At 47.6% G+C, this 16,232-nt stretch carries 21 protein-coding genes; 16 read left to right on the top strand and 5 right to left on the bottom strand.

The annotated features are described in order from the left end of the window. The first annotated feature begins 312 nt into the window (after positions 1–312). The 4 genes from MJB10_RS13425 to MJB10_RS13410 all read left to right on the top strand — a co-directional run bounded on the left by MJB10_RS13425 (position 313) and on the right by MJB10_RS13410 (position 2,538). A complete protein-coding gene (locus MJB10_RS13425; RefSeq protein WP_314795371.1) occupies positions 313–1,314 on the top strand; it encodes an aldose 1-epimerase in 1,002 nt (333 codons plus the stop codon). Between the two features lie 109 nt (positions 1,315–1,423). Next, the gene (locus tag MJB10_RS13420) at positions 1,424–1,597 is read left to right on the top strand and encodes a hypothetical protein (RefSeq protein ID WP_314795370.1); all 174 of its coding nucleotides are present in this window, start codon (positions 1,424–1,426) and stop codon (positions 1,595–1,597) included. A gap of 88 nt (positions 1,598–1,685) precedes the next feature. Further along, entirely contained in the window at positions 1,686–2,033 is a 348-nt protein-coding gene (locus MJB10_RS13415) for an ASCH domain-containing protein (protein ID WP_314795369.1), read from the top strand. A gap of 58 nt (positions 2,034–2,091) precedes the next feature. Further along, positions 2,092–2,538 carry a DUF2269 family protein gene (locus tag MJB10_RS13410; RefSeq protein ID WP_314795368.1) on the top strand — a complete coding sequence of 149 codons (447 nt, stop codon included), beginning with the start codon at positions 2,092–2,094 and terminating at the stop codon, positions 2,536–2,538. Between the two features lie 29 nt (positions 2,539–2,567). Here the strand turns inward: MJB10_RS13410 and MJB10_RS13405 are convergent, their stop codons facing one another. The 3 genes from MJB10_RS13405 to MJB10_RS13395 form a co-directional block, all read right to left on the bottom strand. Beyond that, positions 2,568–3,260: a class I SAM-dependent methyltransferase gene (locus tag MJB10_RS13405; RefSeq protein ID WP_314795367.1), complete on the bottom strand. Its 693-nt coding sequence runs from the start codon at positions 3,258–3,260 to the stop codon at positions 2,568–2,570. 144 nt (positions 3,261–3,404) lie between these two features. Next, entirely contained in the window at positions 3,405–3,836 is a 432-nt protein-coding gene (locus MJB10_RS13400; protein ID WP_314795366.1) for a threonine/serine exporter family protein, read from the bottom strand. A gap of 1 nt (position 3,837) precedes the next feature. Beyond that, the gene (locus MJB10_RS13395; protein WP_314795365.1) at positions 3,838–4,608 is read right to left on the bottom strand and encodes a threonine/serine exporter family protein; all 771 of its coding nucleotides are present in this window, start codon (positions 4,606–4,608) and stop codon (positions 3,838–3,840) included. Positions 4,609–4,781: 173 nt separating this feature from the next. Between MJB10_RS13395 and MJB10_RS13390 the strand changes: the two genes are divergently transcribed. The 5 genes from MJB10_RS13390 to MJB10_RS13370 all read left to right on the top strand — a co-directional run bounded on the left by MJB10_RS13390 (position 4,782) and on the right by MJB10_RS13370 (position 9,533). After that, the gene (locus MJB10_RS13390) at positions 4,782–5,327 is read left to right on the top strand and encodes a DUF1697 domain-containing protein (RefSeq protein WP_314795364.1); all 546 of its coding nucleotides are present in this window, start codon (positions 4,782–4,784) and stop codon (positions 5,325–5,327) included. Positions 5,328–5,579: 252 nt separating this feature from the next. Beyond that, positions 5,580–6,377: a polysaccharide deacetylase family protein gene (locus tag MJB10_RS13385; protein WP_314795363.1), complete on the top strand. Its 798-nt coding sequence runs from the start codon at positions 5,580–5,582 to the stop codon at positions 6,375–6,377. 153 nt (positions 6,378–6,530) lie between these two features. Further along, the gene (locus tag MJB10_RS13380; protein WP_314795362.1) at positions 6,531–7,463 is read left to right on the top strand and encodes a manganese-dependent inorganic pyrophosphatase; all 933 of its coding nucleotides are present in this window, start codon (positions 6,531–6,533) and stop codon (positions 7,461–7,463) included. Positions 7,464–7,586: 123 nt separating this feature from the next. Continuing rightward, the gene (msrB, locus tag MJB10_RS13375; RefSeq protein ID WP_314795361.1) at positions 7,587–8,570 is read left to right on the top strand and encodes a peptide-methionine (R)-S-oxide reductase MsrB; all 984 of its coding nucleotides are present in this window, start codon (positions 7,587–7,589) and stop codon (positions 8,568–8,570) included. Between the two features lie 75 nt (positions 8,571–8,645). Beyond that, positions 8,646–9,533 carry a multicopper oxidase family protein gene (locus tag MJB10_RS13370; protein WP_314795360.1) on the top strand — a complete coding sequence of 296 codons (888 nt, stop codon included), beginning with the start codon at positions 8,646–8,648 and terminating at the stop codon, positions 9,531–9,533. A gap of 6 nt (positions 9,534–9,539) precedes the next feature. Here MJB10_RS13370 and MJB10_RS13365 read toward each other — a convergent pair whose 3' ends face one another. Continuing rightward, complete coding sequence (locus MJB10_RS13365; protein WP_314795359.1) at positions 9,540–10,430, bottom strand: cation diffusion facilitator family transporter; 891 nt, start codon at positions 10,428–10,430, stop codon at positions 9,540–9,542. 193 nt (positions 10,431–10,623) lie between these two features. On the opposite strand from MJB10_RS13365, the gene MJB10_RS13360 reads away from it, so the two are divergent. Further along, complete coding sequence (locus MJB10_RS13360; protein WP_314795358.1) at positions 10,624–10,908, top strand: HPr family phosphocarrier protein; 285 nt, start codon at positions 10,624–10,626, stop codon at positions 10,906–10,908. Between the two features lie 22 nt (positions 10,909–10,930). After that, positions 10,931–11,584 (top strand): Gfo/Idh/MocA family oxidoreductase, encoded by a 654-nt coding sequence (locus MJB10_RS13355; RefSeq protein WP_314795357.1) that lies wholly within the window; start codon positions 10,931–10,933, stop codon positions 11,582–11,584. Positions 11,585–11,837: 253 nt separating this feature from the next. Here the strand turns inward: MJB10_RS13355 and MJB10_RS13350 are convergent, their stop codons facing one another. Beyond that, positions 11,838–12,740: a YitT family protein gene (locus tag MJB10_RS13350; protein ID WP_397386532.1), complete on the bottom strand. Its 903-nt coding sequence runs from the start codon at positions 12,738–12,740 to the stop codon at positions 11,838–11,840. Between the two features lie 258 nt (positions 12,741–12,998). On the opposite strand from MJB10_RS13350, the gene MJB10_RS13345 reads away from it, so the two are divergent. The 5 genes from MJB10_RS13345 to hisA all read left to right on the top strand — a co-directional run bounded on the left by MJB10_RS13345 (position 12,999) and on the right by hisA (position 16,201). Beyond that, positions 12,999–14,066 carry a YheC/YheD family endospore coat-associated protein gene (locus MJB10_RS13345; protein ID WP_314795356.1) on the top strand — a complete coding sequence of 356 codons (1,068 nt, stop codon included), beginning with the start codon at positions 12,999–13,001 and terminating at the stop codon, positions 14,064–14,066. Between the two features lie 71 nt (positions 14,067–14,137). After that, the gene (locus MJB10_RS13340) at positions 14,138–14,302 is read left to right on the top strand and encodes a hypothetical protein (protein WP_314795355.1); all 165 of its coding nucleotides are present in this window, start codon (positions 14,138–14,140) and stop codon (positions 14,300–14,302) included. 226 nt (positions 14,303–14,528) lie between these two features. Next, entirely contained in the window at positions 14,529–14,837 is a 309-nt protein-coding gene (locus MJB10_RS13335; RefSeq protein WP_314795354.1) for a hypothetical protein, read from the top strand. Between the two features lie 15 nt (positions 14,838–14,852). Then, a complete protein-coding gene (locus tag MJB10_RS13330) occupies positions 14,853–15,353 on the top strand; it encodes a hypothetical protein (RefSeq protein WP_314795353.1) in 501 nt (166 codons plus the stop codon). Positions 15,354–15,442: 89 nt separating this feature from the next. Then, positions 15,443–16,201: a phosphoribosylformimino-5-aminoimidazole carboxamide ribotide isomerase gene (gene hisA / locus MJB10_RS13325; protein WP_314795352.1), complete on the top strand. Its 759-nt coding sequence runs from the start codon at positions 15,443–15,445 to the stop codon at positions 16,199–16,201. The last annotated feature ends 31 nt before the right edge of the window (positions 16,202–16,232 follow it).

Below are 16,232 nucleotides of genomic sequence, written 5' to 3'. Positions count from 1 at the left end.
GCATTACGAAGGAAAACCTGAGGCCGTTAGCCTCGGGTTTTTCTCTTATTTGGGAGGGGAGGCGTTAGTCGAAAAAATCGACTAACTCTCGCGCAAAGGACCGCCGCGTCCCGAGTAAGTCGAAAGAATCGACTAACTCCTATCACCAGAGGCAACACGTCGAAATTACTCTTTTACGAAGTCACATTTGTCTATATTCGTGCTATTTACGTCCATTGACTTTGCGCGCACACTTGGGCTAAAGTGAAATCAAATGACCTGTCCAACCTTTTGGAGAGAGTTGAGCAGTTACCTAGGAGGAGAACGATAAGGATGTCAACAAAAGCGTATGAAGGAACATACAATGGCGAGCAAGCCATCTGGCTGCAAGCGGGGCGTTATGAGGCGGTTGTTTTACCTGAAGTCGGTGCGAATCTTATTGCTTTTCGTGATATAGAGAAAGAATATCGTTTCCTGCGCGAGCCTAGTTTAGAAGAGATGGCCTCATTCAAAGAGCGTCCAATCATTCACGGAATTCCAGTCCTATTCCCTCCGAATCGGTACGAGGATGGTAAATTCCCTTGGAACGGGAAAGTTTATCAGTTCCCAGTGAACGAAGCGAAGACAGGCAATCACCTTCACGGATTTGTACACAATATTCCATGGGCGGTTGAGCATTTCAGCAATGACGGTCAAGAGAGCCGTGTTTCGCTTGCGCTTCGCGTGAGAGAAGGGCACTCGGTTTATACCTATTTGCCACATGAGTTTACCATTCGTTTAATCTATACATTGAATGATCAAGGACTACATCAACAAATTTCCGTACATAATGAAGGCCAAGACGCAATGCCTTGTTTGTTAGCGTTTCACACGACGATTAATGCACCATTTGCTGCGAACAGCGCGCCTTCGGACTACACGTTCCAAATGACAATTGGTAACCGTTGGGCGTTAAACGACCGCATGCTGCCTACAGGCGAGTATCAGGCGTTATCCGCAGAGGAAGAGAAGATGAAAGTTGGCGGCTTATCGCCGTTCTTCGAAGCGATGGATAATCACTACACCAGCGTACCGCAAAATAGCCGGAACTTCATGGCATTGACAGATGCCCGCGAAGGCATCAAACTAGTCTATGATGTGGGGACTTCGTATAAGCAATGGATGATCTGGAACAATGGTAAAACCGAAGGTTTCTTCTGTCCAGAACCGCAAATGAACCTGGTGAATGCGCCGAATGTCGACCTGCCTGCCGATCAAATCGGGCTCGTTTCCTTGGCACCAGGCGAAGTATGGGAAGAGACAGCTCGCTTGTACACGATTTCGTTGACGAAATAAGCTTAGAAGCAGCTAATAAGTGAAATGAACAGCCCCTTCCTTGCATGGAGAGCATCCGACTGGATGATTCCTTGTGATGAGGGGGTTTTTGAGGAAATGAGGTGGCGATATGGGAAAATGGGATCACTTAGATCGAGAGCAGATGATCGAGAAGGTTGAGCAGCTTTTGATCGAAAATGACAAGCTGCGAGCGGAGATTGCGCGATTACGTGGCGTAAAGCGTCCAGCTTCTGAGGCAATGGAAAGCATGTCCACTAAATTAAAGGAAGCTTTAAGAGAATAATTTCGCCCAAAATGTTAGGATCTTGAGCCAGTTCGACAAAGCGATTGTGTTTCGCTATAATGAAAACTGGCAAAAGGAGGGAACTACAATGAGTGAAACAAATGTAAATGAAACATTACCGCCAAAAACGTGTTCTATCGATCGATTAGTGACAAAGGAAGCGGAAGTCAGCAAAGTGCTTGCTGGTCAGAAGACAGCTTGCCGTCGCAACGGACGCTATGCCGATATCGGTGAAACCATGGATCTGCAAGGAACAGCGTTTGTCGTAACGAATGTGTATCAACAGTCACTAGGTGAATTGACAGCTGAGCACGCGAAAATGGAAGGTCACCAAACGGTTGACGAATACCGCGACAGCATCCTCGCGATGCATCCTGGTATGCCGTGGCTGCCACAGATGAAAGTCTGGGTACACGAATTTAAAAAAGCCGAATAACACCAAAAACCGTGTGGATCCTAGGATTCACACGGTTTTCAAATTCCTCATAGAACGGATGAACGACTTGTCTTGGTATATCGTCATGCTTTACATTCATATTTTTAGCGTTGTGTTAAGTATCGGTCCTTATTTTGTCTTATTTCCTTTACTCGCTATGATTCGCAGAGCACCATTTGAACAGCTTCCTGATTATTTAGAGCCTTTTCGGATTACCGTTCGACTCACGAAGCATGCAGGCCATGTGCTTGTAGCAACAGGTATTCTACTGACATGGATCACAGCATGGACATGGAAAACATCATGGATTATCGCAACTGTGCTGATCATGGTCGCATCATTGTATTTCATCGCTCGCGCATTCTCGCCGCTGATTCGAAAGCTCAAAGCACCGCATGATCATCGCGATGCCCTCGTTAATCAGCTGCGCAAAGCGTTGATCTGGTATGTGATAATAACGTTATCCATGATGTGGTTCATGGTGGCGAAGCCGATCATGTGGTAATGACTGCTTGCATGACGCCAAGCAGAAGCTTATGGTTTCTTCGCAAACATCACGACAAAATTATACGACTTGTAGACACAGTCCACCTCAATAAGCCCAGCATCACAAAGCCAGCCAAGCTGCGAAGTTAACGGAGCCATTCGATCGAGCTTGGTCCGCTCGTACGCGGCTTGCAGCGCTTCTTGGGATAGATCGGTTGCCTCGATTTTCGCCTCCCAATCCGTACGATACAGTCCATCGAGAAATGGTGTTGCACCAAGCACTTGATCGGCATTGACGAACAGCCCGCCTGGTTTCAGCCATTGATGTATACGATGGAATAGCGCCTGCTTTGCTTCATCCTCCAGATGATGGATGGACAAGGATGAAATAACCGCATCAAACGGCTCCGAATCCTCGAAAGTTGAATAATCGGCTGTTACGAATCTCGTTTCTGCTTCCGCATGGGCGAATCTTTCCTTGGCAATGTCGAGCATTCCTGACGAAAGATCAACTAACGTTAGCTGTGCTTGCGGATACATGGGAATCATGTATGAGGAAAATAGTCCTGTTCCGGCACCTAGATCCAAAATGCGAGGAGCTTTACCCTCCAGTCGAACGAGGGAAGCGGCCGTGTTGTAAAAGTCGTCAAAGCAAGGAATAAGCTTGCGCCGTTGGCTGTCGTATTTTTGGGCAACTTCATCAAATTTGGTTAAAATACGGTGGTTGGCCTGCTCAGTCATGGTACTTCACTCCATTTCCACGAATTGGGATGTCTCGATGGCTTTAGTGTAAAGGGGAAGAAAGAAAAAATCCAAGACGGAAAAAGGATGAAGTTATAGGTAATTCCTATAGAACACAGATCTCCGATAGTTAATAACGTTAACTTATGTGCGTGACCGCCGCACGAGGACATGAATGACCTCGGAAAACACAAGCCCAATGGCTATGGCACCAGATAGCAGAAATGCCTTGGCGGCAAGTTGAACTGCAACATCGTAATGATTCTGGACGACATTCCGCATCGCGTCATAAGCAAGTCCGCCTGGAACTAGCGGAATGATCCCAGACACGCTGAATACGATGACGGGTGTTTTGTACATTTTCGCAAAAAATTGAGAGACGATCGTCACCACAAAAGCTGCGATTAAGGTAGCTAAAATGGGGTCAACCGATGCTTTCTGAAACGAGAAATAGAGCATCCAGCCGACCATGCCGACGAACCCGCACTGCACAAGCGTTCTTCGCGGGACATTGAAAATAATGCCGAATGCGGACGTCGAAATGAAGCTCGTAATCAGCTGCTCCAACATCTCCATGCTAGAACCCCTTTCCTGGATAAAATGTTAAAACAAATGCGACCCCTGCGCCTATGGCGAATGCCGTTAGGAAGGCTTCGGCGCCTTTGGAGACGCCAGAAACGAAATGCCCGGCCATCAAGTCACGAACAGCATTCGTGATGAGAAGCCCAGGAACAAGCGGCATGACGGAACCAATAATAATCGTATCAAGATTATGTCCAAACCCTGTTTTGACCGAAAGATAGGCAATGAATCCAATAAGCAGGGAAGCGAGAAATTCCGCGAAAAATTTGATCGGAACGAGGCGATGGAAATAAGCAAGTGCGAATGTGCCGAGGCCGCCAGCCACGAAAGCGGGGAGGAAGTCCGACCACGCGCCTTGAAACATGATGAGAAAGCATCCGCTTGCGATCGCTGCGGCCAGCATTTGGACCCACAATGGATACCTCCTTTGATCAGCTTGAATGGATTCAAGCAGCGCATATGCCTCATTCGGGGTAAGCTCGCCTTGACTAATCCGACGAGAGACGGCATTAACAACGGTAACTTTACGCAGGTCAGTGGAGCGGGAAGATATACGAATCAAACGTGTCGTCTGCTCAGGACCATCAATCGAGAAAATGATGCCCGTCGGTGTGACGAAGCTGTGCGAATTCGCAATACCAAAAGCTTCCGCAATATGGGACATGGTGTCCTCCACGCGATAGGTTTCACCGCCGTTTTCCAGCATGATTTTGCCAACGAGTAAACAGACTTGTGCGATTTCATAATTCGTTGCTGCAGGCGGCATTCAAGTGTTCCATCCTTTCATCGCAGAAGTAATTGACCATAGTATAAATGATATTGGAAGATATTGAAAATCAAATGTGATGTCTGTGGATGCAAACAATTGCGGCTATGCTATACTGGATGGATAGTTTGGGGGAATTAAGACAAAAAGGAAGTAGTTAAGGAGGAAATAAGATGTCTCGCTATATCGCTTTACTGCGGGGGATTAACGTCAGCGGTCAGAAAATGATTAAGATGGACAGGCTGAAGCAGCTGTTTGAATCCATGGGCTTCACGCATGTGAGCACCTATATCCAAAGTGGGAATGTGATTTTTGATAGCGAGGCTGAGGGAGAAGCAGAGGTGCTTGCTGATCGCATTCGTCAAGAATTGCTGACACAACTGACGTTTGATATCCCAGTTATCATCCGAACGCCGGGAGAGTTACAAGAAGTAGTAGCATATTCGCCGTATGCTCATGTAGATGAAACTGCGAACGAACAGCGCTATGTGACGTTCCTGTCTGCTTCACCAACGGATGCCGTAATCGCCAAATTACTTGCAACGCAAAATCCAGTTGATGAGCTACAAGTGCAAGGACGCGAAGTATATGTCCTCATTCGCAAGAACTACGGCGACTCCAAATTCAGCAACAATTTCATCGAGAAGAAGCTAGGCGTCTCCGCTACAACTCGGAATTGGGAGACGGTGAATAAGTTGATCGCGCTGGCGGAGGGGTAGGCCGCCAATCGCCAGGCGACCGACCAACCGACGAACTAGCCAAATCATCATTTATCAGGCACTAAATAAGTAACATGCAAGCGTAATCCTGCAAAAGTGCATCATTTCCTGACGATACCCCCAGGTGGAGTTGAGAGAATAGTGTTCTTCACGAACGTCATCTCGCAGTCGTGTTGGGATATTTTGCATATTTGCAGGCGGCATAGGAGAGCCTTATCGATAATGAATATTCGATGAGAGGATAGGCAACCTATGAGCTTTCGGCTGCAAAAGAGTAACCCGCGCACGGCGCGCTTCGCGCGCGCACTCGCGTGCCTGCTGCTGGTCTGCCTCGTAGCGCCAGCACAATCCCTAGCCTCCGGGGCCACGGCGGAGGCCAAACCGCACGGGATCGCCATCCCCGTGCTGAACTACCACAGCATCGGAGCTGAGCACGGGAACCCGTACGTGCTCAGCCCCGATACGTTTGCGCGCCAAATGGACTATTTGGCCGCGCATCACTACACGCCGCTGACGCTGGCGCAATTCGCCAGCGTCATGGGGCACGAGCAACCGTCACCGCCACACCCCGTGCTGCTCACGTTCGATGACGGTTATGCCAGCAATGCGGAGGTGGCGCTGCCCATCCTCCAGAAGCACGGCTACCCCGCGACATTGTACGTGTCGACGGGCCTCATCTCCACGCCAGGGTATTTAACCTGGCCGCAAATCAAGCAGCTGAGCGCAGCAGGCTGGGATGTCGCGTCACACACGGTGACGCATCCGCATCTGCCGAAGCTCAGCAAGAAAGAGCAGCGCGAGGAGATTCTGGCCTCGCGCGCCCTCATTGAGCGTAACCTTGCCAAGCCGGCGGATACGTTCGCTTATCCGTTTGGCGAGTATAACCGCACAACGCTGCGTATTCTCCGCAAGGCGAAATTCCGGTACGCCTTCACGACATTAGACGGCTGGGCCACTTCGGAGCAGCCGCGGCTGCAATTGCATCGCATCGTTGTCGATAGCCAGAAGCCTTTTGAAGAGTGGGTGGAACAGCTAACACAGAGAGAGTAAGCTCTAGAAGCTCGTTCCTTCTTTCGTCAATCAATTCATGTGCTTTTCGTGACATTCCACGTTAAATAGTGGATTTGCCGAGCATTTTGAGTATAATCGTATATAGTGAAGTTAACTGCTATTACTAAAATATGTCATTTAAGGAGTCGTACCATGTCAAAAACACTTATTTTCGGACATAAAAATCCAGACACAGATTCAATCACATCCGCTATTGCTTACGCTGCCTTGAAAACAAAATTAGGTCAGGAAGTAGAGGCTGTTCGTCTTGGTTCCGTTAACGGCGAAACACAATTCGCGCTTGACACTTTTAAAGTTGCGCCACCTCGTGAAGTTCAAACGGTTGCGAACGAAGCGGCAAATGTGATTTTGGTTGACCATGTTGAGCGCCAACAAAGTGCTAACGACATCGATCAAGTACGTGTTGTGGAAGTGATTGACCACCACCGTATTGCGAACTTTGAGACGAGCCACCCGCTTTACTATCGTGCTGAGCCTGTTGGTTGCACAGCAACCATTCTTAATAAATTGTACAAAGAAAACGGTGTTTCCATCGATCCCAATATCGCTGGTTTGATGCTTTCCGCCATCATTTCAGATTCCTTGCTATTCAAATCCCCGACTTGCACGGAGCAAGATGTTGCGGCTGCTCGTGAGCTTGCAGCGATTGCTGGCGTAAACGCAGAAGAGTACGGTTTGAGTATGTTGAAAGCCGGCGCAGATCTTAGCGACAAAACGGTCGCACAATTGATTTCCTTGGATGCGAAAGAATTCCAAATGGGGGCTTACAAAGCAGAAATCGCACAAGTCAATGCGGTTGATGTGAACGATGTGCTTTCCCAACAAGCGGAAATCGAAACGGCACTTGGAGCGATCATCGCTGAGAAAAACCTTGACTTGTTCTTGTTCGTCGTAACCGATATCCTCAACAATGACTCTGTAGGTCTTGCACTTGGACGTAAAGCGGAGGCTGTTGAGAAAGCGTACAACGTCAGCTTGGTTGACAACAAAGCGCTGCTCAAAGGCGTTGTATCCCGTAAATCGCAAATCGTGCCTGTGTTGACGGATATTTTCAACAACATGTAGGCGGCATAACCAAATTGTAGAGAAGAACACCTTCATTTCGATGAATGGTGTTCTTTCGTTTTGGCGGAAGCGGCAACTTTTGATATGATAGTGAAATAACTTAAACGAAAGGTGGCGTTAGCAATGACGGACAATCAACACGAAGTTCTTATAGATAAAGCAACATTTGCAGGAGGATGCTTCTGGTGCATGGTGACGCCTTTTGAGTCACTGCCAGGCATCATTTCGGTCGTATCTGGGTACATTGGCGGACATACTAAAAACCCAACCTACCAGGAAGTGTGCTCCGAGACGACAGGACATGCGGAAGCGGTGCAGATTACATTTGACCCAGCGTTGTATCCGTATGAGAAATTGTTAGACACGTTCTGGCGGCAAATCGATCCAACCGACGCAGGCGGACAGTTCCATGATCGGGGGTCGTCGTACCGAACAGCGATTTTCACCCATAGTGATGAGCAGCATGCGAAAGCGGAAGCATCTAAGCAGGCGCTGCAAGATAGCGGGCGCTTCGATTCACCAATCGTAACAGAGATCGTGCGTATAGAAGCAGAAGCATTTTACCCAGGGGAGGAGTACCATCAGGATTATCATCACAAAAATCCGCTGCGCTACAAAGCGTACCGCAAAGGCTCAGGCCGTGATGCGTACATTGCGAAGCACTGGAATACGGCTAGAGATAAGGAAGCGCGGAAGAGTCAACTGACTCCGATTCAATACGAGGTTACGCAAAATAACGGGACAGAGCGCCCTTTTCAAAATGAATATTGGGATCACCACGAGAAGGGGCTGTACGTAGATATTGTTTCGGGTGAGCCGCTGTTCACGTCCTTTGACAAATTCGACTCTGGCTGCGGTTGGCCGAGCTTCACGAAGCCTTTATTTGAAGGTCATGTGAAGGAGAAGGTCGATACCAGTCATTTCATGGTTCGGACTGAAGTACGGAGCCATGAGGCGGATTCGCATCTGGGTCACGTGTTTAATGATGGTCCAGGACCGAATGGACTGCGCTATTGCATTAATTCAGCAGCGCTGCGCTTCATTCCTTATGCGGAGCTGGAGAAGGAAGGCTACGGCGCTTATAAGCGTTTCTTTGACGGTAACTAGGATTTGCAATTGCAGGGTAATCCCATCGCGAGGCGCATACATTGAAGTATGGATCGTTGAACGGGAGGGATGTGCATGGTTGTATCGCCGGATCTGTATGATCTTAGCTATGTGTATCTGCAAGGGGTGAAATTTTTCGAATTGGTCGCTGAGCCGGTTGATCGTGAAATATTGCCTGGCGTGTTTCTAAAAGGGTGGGGCTACAACGGCAGCATTCCTGGGCCAACCATACGTGTCTATCCAGGTGATTGGGTGACGATTCGCGTACATAATCGACTGCCAGAAGCAACGAGTGTGCATTGGCATGGGCTGGATGTTCCCAATCGGATGGACGGCGTGCCTGCCGTGGAGCCCTCTCCGTATATTGAGCAAGGCCAATACTTCGATTATCATTTCCAAATTGTGAATGGGCCAGGAACCCATATGTATCACACGCATGTGAATACATCGCATCAAGAATTAATGGGCCTTGTTGGCGGCTTCATTATTGAGGACCCGTATGAATGCAGGGTTGGGCGGGACTATTTCATTCAATTGCAGGAGTTTTATCTGAAAGGGATGGAGCGAGGTGTCGTCAAGCCAGGGCATTACGAATTGGAGACGATGACAGAGTCATTTAACTTTTTTACGATGAATGGCCGCTGCTTTCCGCATACTTCGCCGCTTACCATTCGATATGGGGAGGAGATGCGTGTCCGTTTCGCGAATGTGGGGATGAACGCGCATCCGATTCATTTCCATGGACATCAATTCTGGGTCACAGCCGTGGACGGAAATATGATTCCTACGTATAATCGAGAGCTGCGCAATACGGTGCTCGTGCCGAGCGGCGTTACTGTCGATATCGAGTTCACCGCTGAAAATCCAGGCGTCTGGCCGCTTCATTGTCATATGCCGCATCATACGTCCAACAACATGACGAAGCCCACAGGCGGGATGTTCACAACGGTGAACTATGTGTAGGTTGCTTTAGCTTTCGTACCAAGGGTTCAAATGAATCAGCACTTCGTCGACATCGAGATGCTTCTCCATAATGGATTTCTTAATCACGCGAGAAATGTCGTGTCCTTGTTGGATCGTTAGATCACCAGGCACGGAGATTCGCGCATCGACCAAAATATAATGTCCGTGCTCACGCGCGCGCACACGATCAATACGCTTCACGCCTGGAACCGCCGCAATCAACGCTGTAAATTCAGACAGCTTATGTTGATCGACGGTTTTTTCCATCAGGATGTCAAATGCTTCTTTCGCCATTTCGATGCCCAGCTTCAGAACGAGCAGGGAGACAATAACCCCAGCGCCAGTGTCACCGTAAGCTAGCCAGTGAATGTCGTTCGCTTGCCCGATGAATGCCAAGCCAATACCGAGAACAGCCGCAAGCGATGCGTAGACGTCCGCCAGATGATCGTTGGCAGTTGCTATCAAGCTTTTGCTATTCGTGCTGCGACCAATTCTTATCGTGTATACATAGAGAGCGTATTTCCATATTACGGAAACAGCGACGGCGATGAAAGCGATCAGACTAGGCTCGCTAGGCTCATGGAAGAGCGCAGCAATGGCGTGATAGCCGATATAACCGCCAGCAAGCACAAGAATAAAGGCAACAAAACCGGAGCCAAGCACTTCGGCTTTGCCGTGGCCGTAAGGGTGATCTTCGTCGGCTGGAAGCTTTGAGATTTGCATGGCGCTGAGCGCGGCAATGGTCGCAATAATATCCCCAGCATTGTGAACACCGTCCGCCAGTAAGACTTCGCTGTGGAAGATGAGACCGATAACAATTTTGATAAGCGTTAGACAAATGTTGCTGATCAAGGAGAGCCATATGGCCCAAACGGAAGACTTGTTGTTAGTATGCATGAATGATGACCTCCTGCAGAAGTGTTTCCCGAAGGAAAAAAAATCCCTCGACGGATCGTCGAGGGATGGGGCTTATTTGTAACCTATAGGAATCTAGTAAACTAGCAAAATTAGGCATAATCAACACTTCACTTTACATCATAATCTTTGTATAATACCACACATAGCAGCAAATCACAAACCGTCAGATGTCATGGAAGGGAAGTCGATCCTTATGCGTGTACATGAATTTAGGATTGCGAAAGATCTAGAGCGAAGCGATTTAACGGGTATTTCAGCGAAATCATCTCACTTTATCTCAGATATCACGTTGGATTTTCACTATGATGACATGCACCATAAGGTAGATGTGAAAAGCGTGATTGGCATGTTGTTAATTCCGATCAAAGCAGGTACCACTCTGCGCTTGCTCACAAGGGGCAAAGATGAGGAAGAGGCCATGCACTTCATGTTTGATTTATTTCAAATGTTTATGTAGTCAGAAATACGTATGCGCTTACATGTACAGATATGCTAGAAATGATGGAGGTTTTATCTCGATAAGTGCTTATCGTATGGTGGTTGTTGGCTGTAGCAATATGGCCAAAATGTGGGTGGAACAGATCAAGCAGCGGCCAGATTGTGACATTGTAGGACTCGTCGATATCAAGACGGAGTTCGCTCAAACGATGGCAGAGCGTCATGGGCTGACATGCTCGGTATATACGGATGTGGAAGAAGCAATAACAGCTGCTGCGGCGTATCTTGTGTTGGATATTATCTTCGAGATGACCGACGGCTCTGTGTTTTGCTACCGCGGCTCGTGGTGCGCGGAGGGGGCGCCAACCTCGTGGGAGGCGGACTGGCGCGTGACGGGTGAGAAGGGCACGGCGCTCTGGGACGGTGCGCATGCGCCGTACGCGGAAGTTGTCGCTGCTGACGGCGATCAAGCCGGCAAGTTCCTTCGCGAGTTCACGCGCGTGGACGCGGACGTGAACTGGGGTGGTCGCAGCGGCCATGCGGGCTGCATGGACGAGATGTTCGCGGCGCTGGCCGAAGGCCGCCGCGCGGAGACCGATTGCCGCGACAACATTCGGAGCATGGCCATGGTGTTAGGCGCACTGGAGAGTGCGAAGCTCGGACAGAAGGTCGATTTGACGACGTATTATTCATAACGCAGCTCCCAATTTGGCAAGTGGTGGCACCATTTTGCAAAAAGTACAACAAGATTGGCTACTTGGTGCCTACAATGAGCGTTATGTTGTATGAACTACAACGTGCTGGAAGGTACACTCACAAGTAACCTCGCAAGGTACAGATGTATGTATATCGCCACTCTTATCCTTGTAACCAACAAAAAAGAGACCCATCCTCTCAACAATCGAGAAGATGGGTCTCTTTTCATTACGCGCATTCGGCTGCACCAGCCTAATGTATATCCTTCTTCCTAAACCGTCCGCCCTTGACATCGTGGATGTTGCCAATCGCCAAGAAGGCTTTGGGATCCAGGTCGTCGACAATGGATTTCAATTTCGCTTCTTCCAGCCGCGTGATGACGCTGAAGATGACTTTTTTATCATCGCCGGTATAGGCCCCTTCGCCTTTTAAATACGTAACGCCCCGTCCAAGTCGGGACGTAATGGCATCGCCGATTTTCGCATATTCGTCACTGATAATCCAAACGGATTTGGATTGATCGAGTCCTTCAATCGTAATATCAATCATTTTGAAAGCAATAAAGTACGCAATAAGTGAGTACATCGCCCGATCCCAACCGAAGACAAAGCCTGCGCTACCTAGTATGAATAAGTTGAAGAACATGACGATTTCGCCTACAGAGAAGGGCATTTTTTTGCTGAACAAAATCGCAATGATTTCCGTTCCATCGAGCGACCCGCCAGACCGAATAACAAGCCCGACACCGATGCCGAGAATAATGCCGCCGAAAACGGCCGCTAATAACGGATCAATCGTAATCGCCTGAACAGGATGCAAGAGCGTGGTACCTATCGACATTAGAATAACGGAAAAGGTTGTAGAGATGGCGAAGGTTTTCCCGATTTGTTTATACCCGAGTAGGACGAAGGGCAGATTGAGGATAACGAGAAATAAGCCGATTGGAAAGCTGGATAGATGAGATAGAATAATGGAAATCCCGACAATACCGCCGTCAATGATGTGGTTGGGTACTAGAAAAATTTCTAAACCGACCGAAACAAGGATTGTACCGATGATCATGAAAAGAATTCGGCGTGCAAATTTCAAACGTGTTATTTTCTGATGCTGCGCTTGTGTTTGTTGTTGTCCAGCACCTGATAATGAGTTAGTCATAGAAGGATCCTCTTTTCCTAATTTTCATTTCGTTTCCTAGGAGTTAAGAAGAAATGATTCCTGTATACCGAGACGTAAAATGAAGGAAAACGAGCAGGATAAGTTTAAATTAAGGGAAATTGTAGCACTTCAAAACGAACGAGTCAAACCCGAAGCTCAATATCTGCCTAGCTTGTTTTCCAGTATTCCAACTAACCAATAGGGTGAAATGTGCATATAGTAGAGGATGGTGGTAACTCAACTGGATGAGGTGAAATTGTGCTTAATGTGATAGGAATTCTTCTAGCTTACCCAACCTACAAAGGCATACTCCGCCATCAGACCGGGTACGAAAGTATTGAGCTTTACAATAAAGCGGCTGAAGAGCTCGGCCTAATCCCTTTCTATATGACATTAAGGCATGTGGGTACCAAATCGGCTTTAGGTTTGAGCTATGAGAATCATACGTACATGTTGAAACGCTTGCCTATCCCTAAAGTAATCCATAATCGGGCCATGACACTGACCATGAGTTCGCAGCGAAAAATACAGCAAATGGCGAAAATTAGTCATATATTCAATGGTCAAACCCGCTATGATAAGCTGTTCATTCACCGGTTATTACGTAAACAGAAGGATGCTACGGATTTTTTGCCGAAAACGATAACCTGTTCGTTTAACAATTTGATTAAAGCGTTGTTGACCTATCCGTCCTTTTTCGTGAAGCCGACAAGCAGTTCTGTAGGTAAAGGGATTCTGAGAGTTACGGCTATGCCTGATGCGAAATGGCAGGTGTGCTGGCAAGATCAAGTCCCCCGATTGCTGGATGCGCAGAAGACATATGATTTCATCCTGCAGAAGACGAGAGGGAAAAAGTACTTGATCCAGGAAGCCATTTCTCTTGCGATGCATGAAGGCAGACCCTATGATCTGCGGGTAACCGTCCAACGCGGTGATCGAGGGGTATGGCAAGTCTCGGGAATTGCTGGCAAAGTTGCTGCCAAGGACCGGCATGTTACGAATTTGGCACGGGGCGGAACCGCGATGCGCTGCGAGACGTTATTCGTGGCAAGCGGCTTTGATCCAAGAAAGAAGCGTGAAGAGGTGGAGCAAGCAGCGCTGCAAATTGCTGAGAGCTTGAGTGGGCAAATTCCCTCAATATCAGATGTGGGGATGGATATCGGAATTGACGATCAAGGTGACATCTGGCTAATCGAAGTGAACGGCCGTGACCAGCGTTATCAATATAAGCATTTGAAACTGGATAAAACATTTTATCGAACGTACGAGACGCCGATGCAATATGCTAAGTTTTTATTAAGTCAAGGAACGGAGCAAGAAATGTAGATGGCACACAATGCGCAACCTGCGACGAGAAGGTGGAGTTCGGTGTGAGTACGCGTGTTTTGGTTATAAAAATGAATTTATTGCCTTGGTATAATGAACTTGACGATCAGTTGGAGTTATATCATTATTCATTTCCAGCTGAGGTGCGCGAGCGGATCCTCTTATTTGGTGAATATCGTATGATTTCCATCTCACGCTACCAGACCCGATTGCGACGTGTTCAGCTGAAGTCTTAATACCATCGTGCGTAGAATTTATTTCCTTGAGGCATAATAGAGCTATATGTGTAAGGAAAGGAGCAGGGAAAACCTGCTTCTTTTTTAGTGTGAAAAAATGAATTTGGCGTTAGTGTTGCTTCATTACCCTATATACAAGTAGAATAGATATGAAGCAAGAATCGTTCGATGCAGGCTTTGACCCAACAGTAACTACAGTGTGTACAGGAAAAGGGGACATTGAAAAGTGAACGTTCATTTAAATTTTACTAACAAGGGAAAAGTGGTTATCGAGAATTTCAATAATGAGGAGCTTATTGAAATTTTCAGCCGTTATATTAACACGTTGACGAAGAAATATGCGGTGGATATTACGGTGCCTGCTGAAGCGAATCAGAATATCGTCCAAGATGGTTCATTTAAGGTTGTACTTTCCAATGTACAGTGCGATGTTGATACGTTTTTTAAAGAGCTCGGGAGAGATATTAAAGTGCCTCTGAAGAAAAGAGCGGACGGCAAGCTAGAGAATGTGTTCAAAATTCAAGTGATTGATTAAGTTGCGGGGGCTTGTATGCTTAGTTTTGATGAGAAAATACGAATCGCCGCCTCCTTTTCGGAGCTGCAGCGGAAGGATGTATCCTTAGGCCGGGTGAATTTTCACTATGTGGAAAGTGACTATGAGAAGACGACAGTTCTCTACCATCTACATCCGAACGGAAATGGATTCGTCTACGCGGAGTACATACCAGGTTATAAGGCAGATGCCAAAGGATTGATCAACATTCGCGATTACTCGGAGGAAGCGCTCCGAGACATCATTGCGAAATCGATTCAGTCGTTAACGCGTAGTGACAAACCGAAGGCGCCAGTCGCGGAAGACAGGGTACACGTGGCAGATGCGATTGAGGATCAACCCGAGGAATTATGGGAAGATGAGGTCGGTAATCAGCTGAGCGTAACCTTCGTGGAAGATCTATGGTACATCTATGCAGGTGAGAATCTCGATTGCGCGTTCGAGACGTATGAAGAAGTACAGGAATATTTGGCTGAAGAAGGATTTTTGAAGCAATAAATGTAGGGAGCCCTCCTTTAGAGGGCTTTTTATGTAATAACAGGCGGAAAATCATACCAAATTGCATGAGTTGAAGGGGAAAAGCATTCATGAAATTTAGACCTTGCATCGATTTACATCATGGGAAAGTGAAGCAAATTGTTGGTGAAACACTGGGGGAAGCGGGTCAGCCGGTTGTAGAGAATTTCGTGTCTTCATATGATTCTACCTACTATGCGGAGATGTTTAAGCGTGATGGGTTAACTGGCGGACATGTGATTATGCTGGGTGGCGGTAATCAGGAAGAGGCGGTTCGAGCGCTGCAAACGTACCCAGGCGGGCTGCAAATTGGAGGGGGCATTCACGCAGAGAATGCAGCGGAGTACCTGGCGCATGGGGCATCCCATGTAATTGTGACCTCCTATATTTTCAAAGACGGACAGTTGAATCTAGACAATCTAGAACGAATAGTTGCTGCAATTGGCAAATCGAAATTGGTCATTGATCTGAGCTGCAAAGAGAAGGACGGCAAGTGGTATGTCGCTACTAATCAATGGAAACTGTTAAGTGATGTGGAACTGAACGAAACAACGATCCGTTATCTTGAGCAATATTGTGATGAGTTTCTTATTCATGCGGTTGATGTAGAAGGGAAACAGAGCGGGATTCAGCAAAGCCTAGTCTCCTCGTTAGCGCAGTGGGTGACAATACCAGCCACGTATGCTGGCGGTGCAAGATCGTTTGAGGATCTGGCGTTATTCCGAGAGTTGTCCCAAGGAAGATTAGATATTACCGTGGGAAGTGCATTGGATATTTTCGGTGGTAAGCTGCCTTATGACGAAGTTGTGAAGGTGCTGAACGAAGCGTAAGAAACATAGCACAATGGCTGTGAGAAGGAAG

This window comes from Paenibacillus sp. MBLB1832, from assembly GCF_032271945.1.
Lineage (GTDB): Bacteria > Bacillota > Bacilli > Paenibacillales > NBRC-103111 > Paenibacillus_E > Paenibacillus_E roseopurpureus.
Note: the sequence above shows the minus strand (reverse complement) of the source record. Positions and strands in the feature narration are given on the sequence as shown.

Excerpts from the sequence above, each read along its gene's own strand:
- MJB10_RS13425 (WP_314795371.1), top strand. The coding sequence starts at position 313 with ATGTCAACAAAAGCGTATGAAGGAACATACAATGGCGAGCAAGCCATC.
- MJB10_RS13420 (WP_314795370.1), top strand. The coding sequence starts at position 1,424 with ATGGGAAAATGGGATCACTTAGATCGAGAGCAGATGATCGAGAAGGTT.
- MJB10_RS13415 (WP_314795369.1), top strand. The coding sequence starts at position 1,686 with ATGAGTGAAACAAATGTAAATGAAACATTACCGCCAAAAACGTGTTCT.
- MJB10_RS13410 (WP_314795368.1), top strand. The coding sequence starts at position 2,092 with ATGAACGACTTGTCTTGGTATATCGTCATGCTTTACATTCATATTTTT.
- MJB10_RS13405 (WP_314795367.1), bottom strand. The coding sequence starts at position 3,260 with ATGACTGAGCAGGCCAACCACCGTATTTTAACCAAATTTGATGAAGTT.
- MJB10_RS13400 (WP_314795366.1), bottom strand. The coding sequence starts at position 3,836 with ATGGAGATGTTGGAGCAGCTGATTACGAGCTTCATTTCGACGTCCGCA.
- MJB10_RS13395 (WP_314795365.1), bottom strand. The coding sequence starts at position 4,608 with ATGCCGCCTGCAGCAACGAATTATGAAATCGCACAAGTCTGTTTACTC.
- MJB10_RS13390 (WP_314795364.1), top strand. The coding sequence starts at position 4,782 with ATGTCTCGCTATATCGCTTTACTGCGGGGGATTAACGTCAGCGGTCAG.
- MJB10_RS13385 (WP_314795363.1), top strand. The coding sequence starts at position 5,580 with ATGAGCTTTCGGCTGCAAAAGAGTAACCCGCGCACGGCGCGCTTCGCG.
- MJB10_RS13380 (WP_314795362.1), top strand. The coding sequence starts at position 6,531 with ATGTCAAAAACACTTATTTTCGGACATAAAAATCCAGACACAGATTCA.
- msrB (WP_314795361.1), top strand. The coding sequence starts at position 7,587 with ATGACGGACAATCAACACGAAGTTCTTATAGATAAAGCAACATTTGCA.
- MJB10_RS13370 (WP_314795360.1), top strand. The coding sequence starts at position 8,646 with ATGGTTGTATCGCCGGATCTGTATGATCTTAGCTATGTGTATCTGCAA.
- MJB10_RS13365 (WP_314795359.1), bottom strand. The coding sequence starts at position 10,430 with ATGCATACTAACAACAAGTCTTCCGTTTGGGCCATATGGCTCTCCTTG.
- MJB10_RS13360 (WP_314795358.1), top strand. The coding sequence starts at position 10,624 with ATGGAAGGGAAGTCGATCCTTATGCGTGTACATGAATTTAGGATTGCG.
- MJB10_RS13355 (WP_314795357.1), top strand. The coding sequence starts at position 10,931 with ATGTACAGATATGCTAGAAATGATGGAGGTTTTATCTCGATAAGTGCT.
- MJB10_RS13350 (WP_397386532.1), bottom strand. The coding sequence starts at position 12,740 with ATGACTAACTCATTATCAGGTGCTGGACAACAACAAACACAAGCGCAG.
- MJB10_RS13340 (WP_314795355.1), top strand. The coding sequence starts at position 14,138 with ATGAATTTATTGCCTTGGTATAATGAACTTGACGATCAGTTGGAGTTA.
- MJB10_RS13330 (WP_314795353.1), top strand. The coding sequence starts at position 14,853 with ATGCTTAGTTTTGATGAGAAAATACGAATCGCCGCCTCCTTTTCGGAG.
- hisA (WP_314795352.1), top strand. The coding sequence starts at position 15,443 with ATGAAATTTAGACCTTGCATCGATTTACATCATGGGAAAGTGAAGCAA.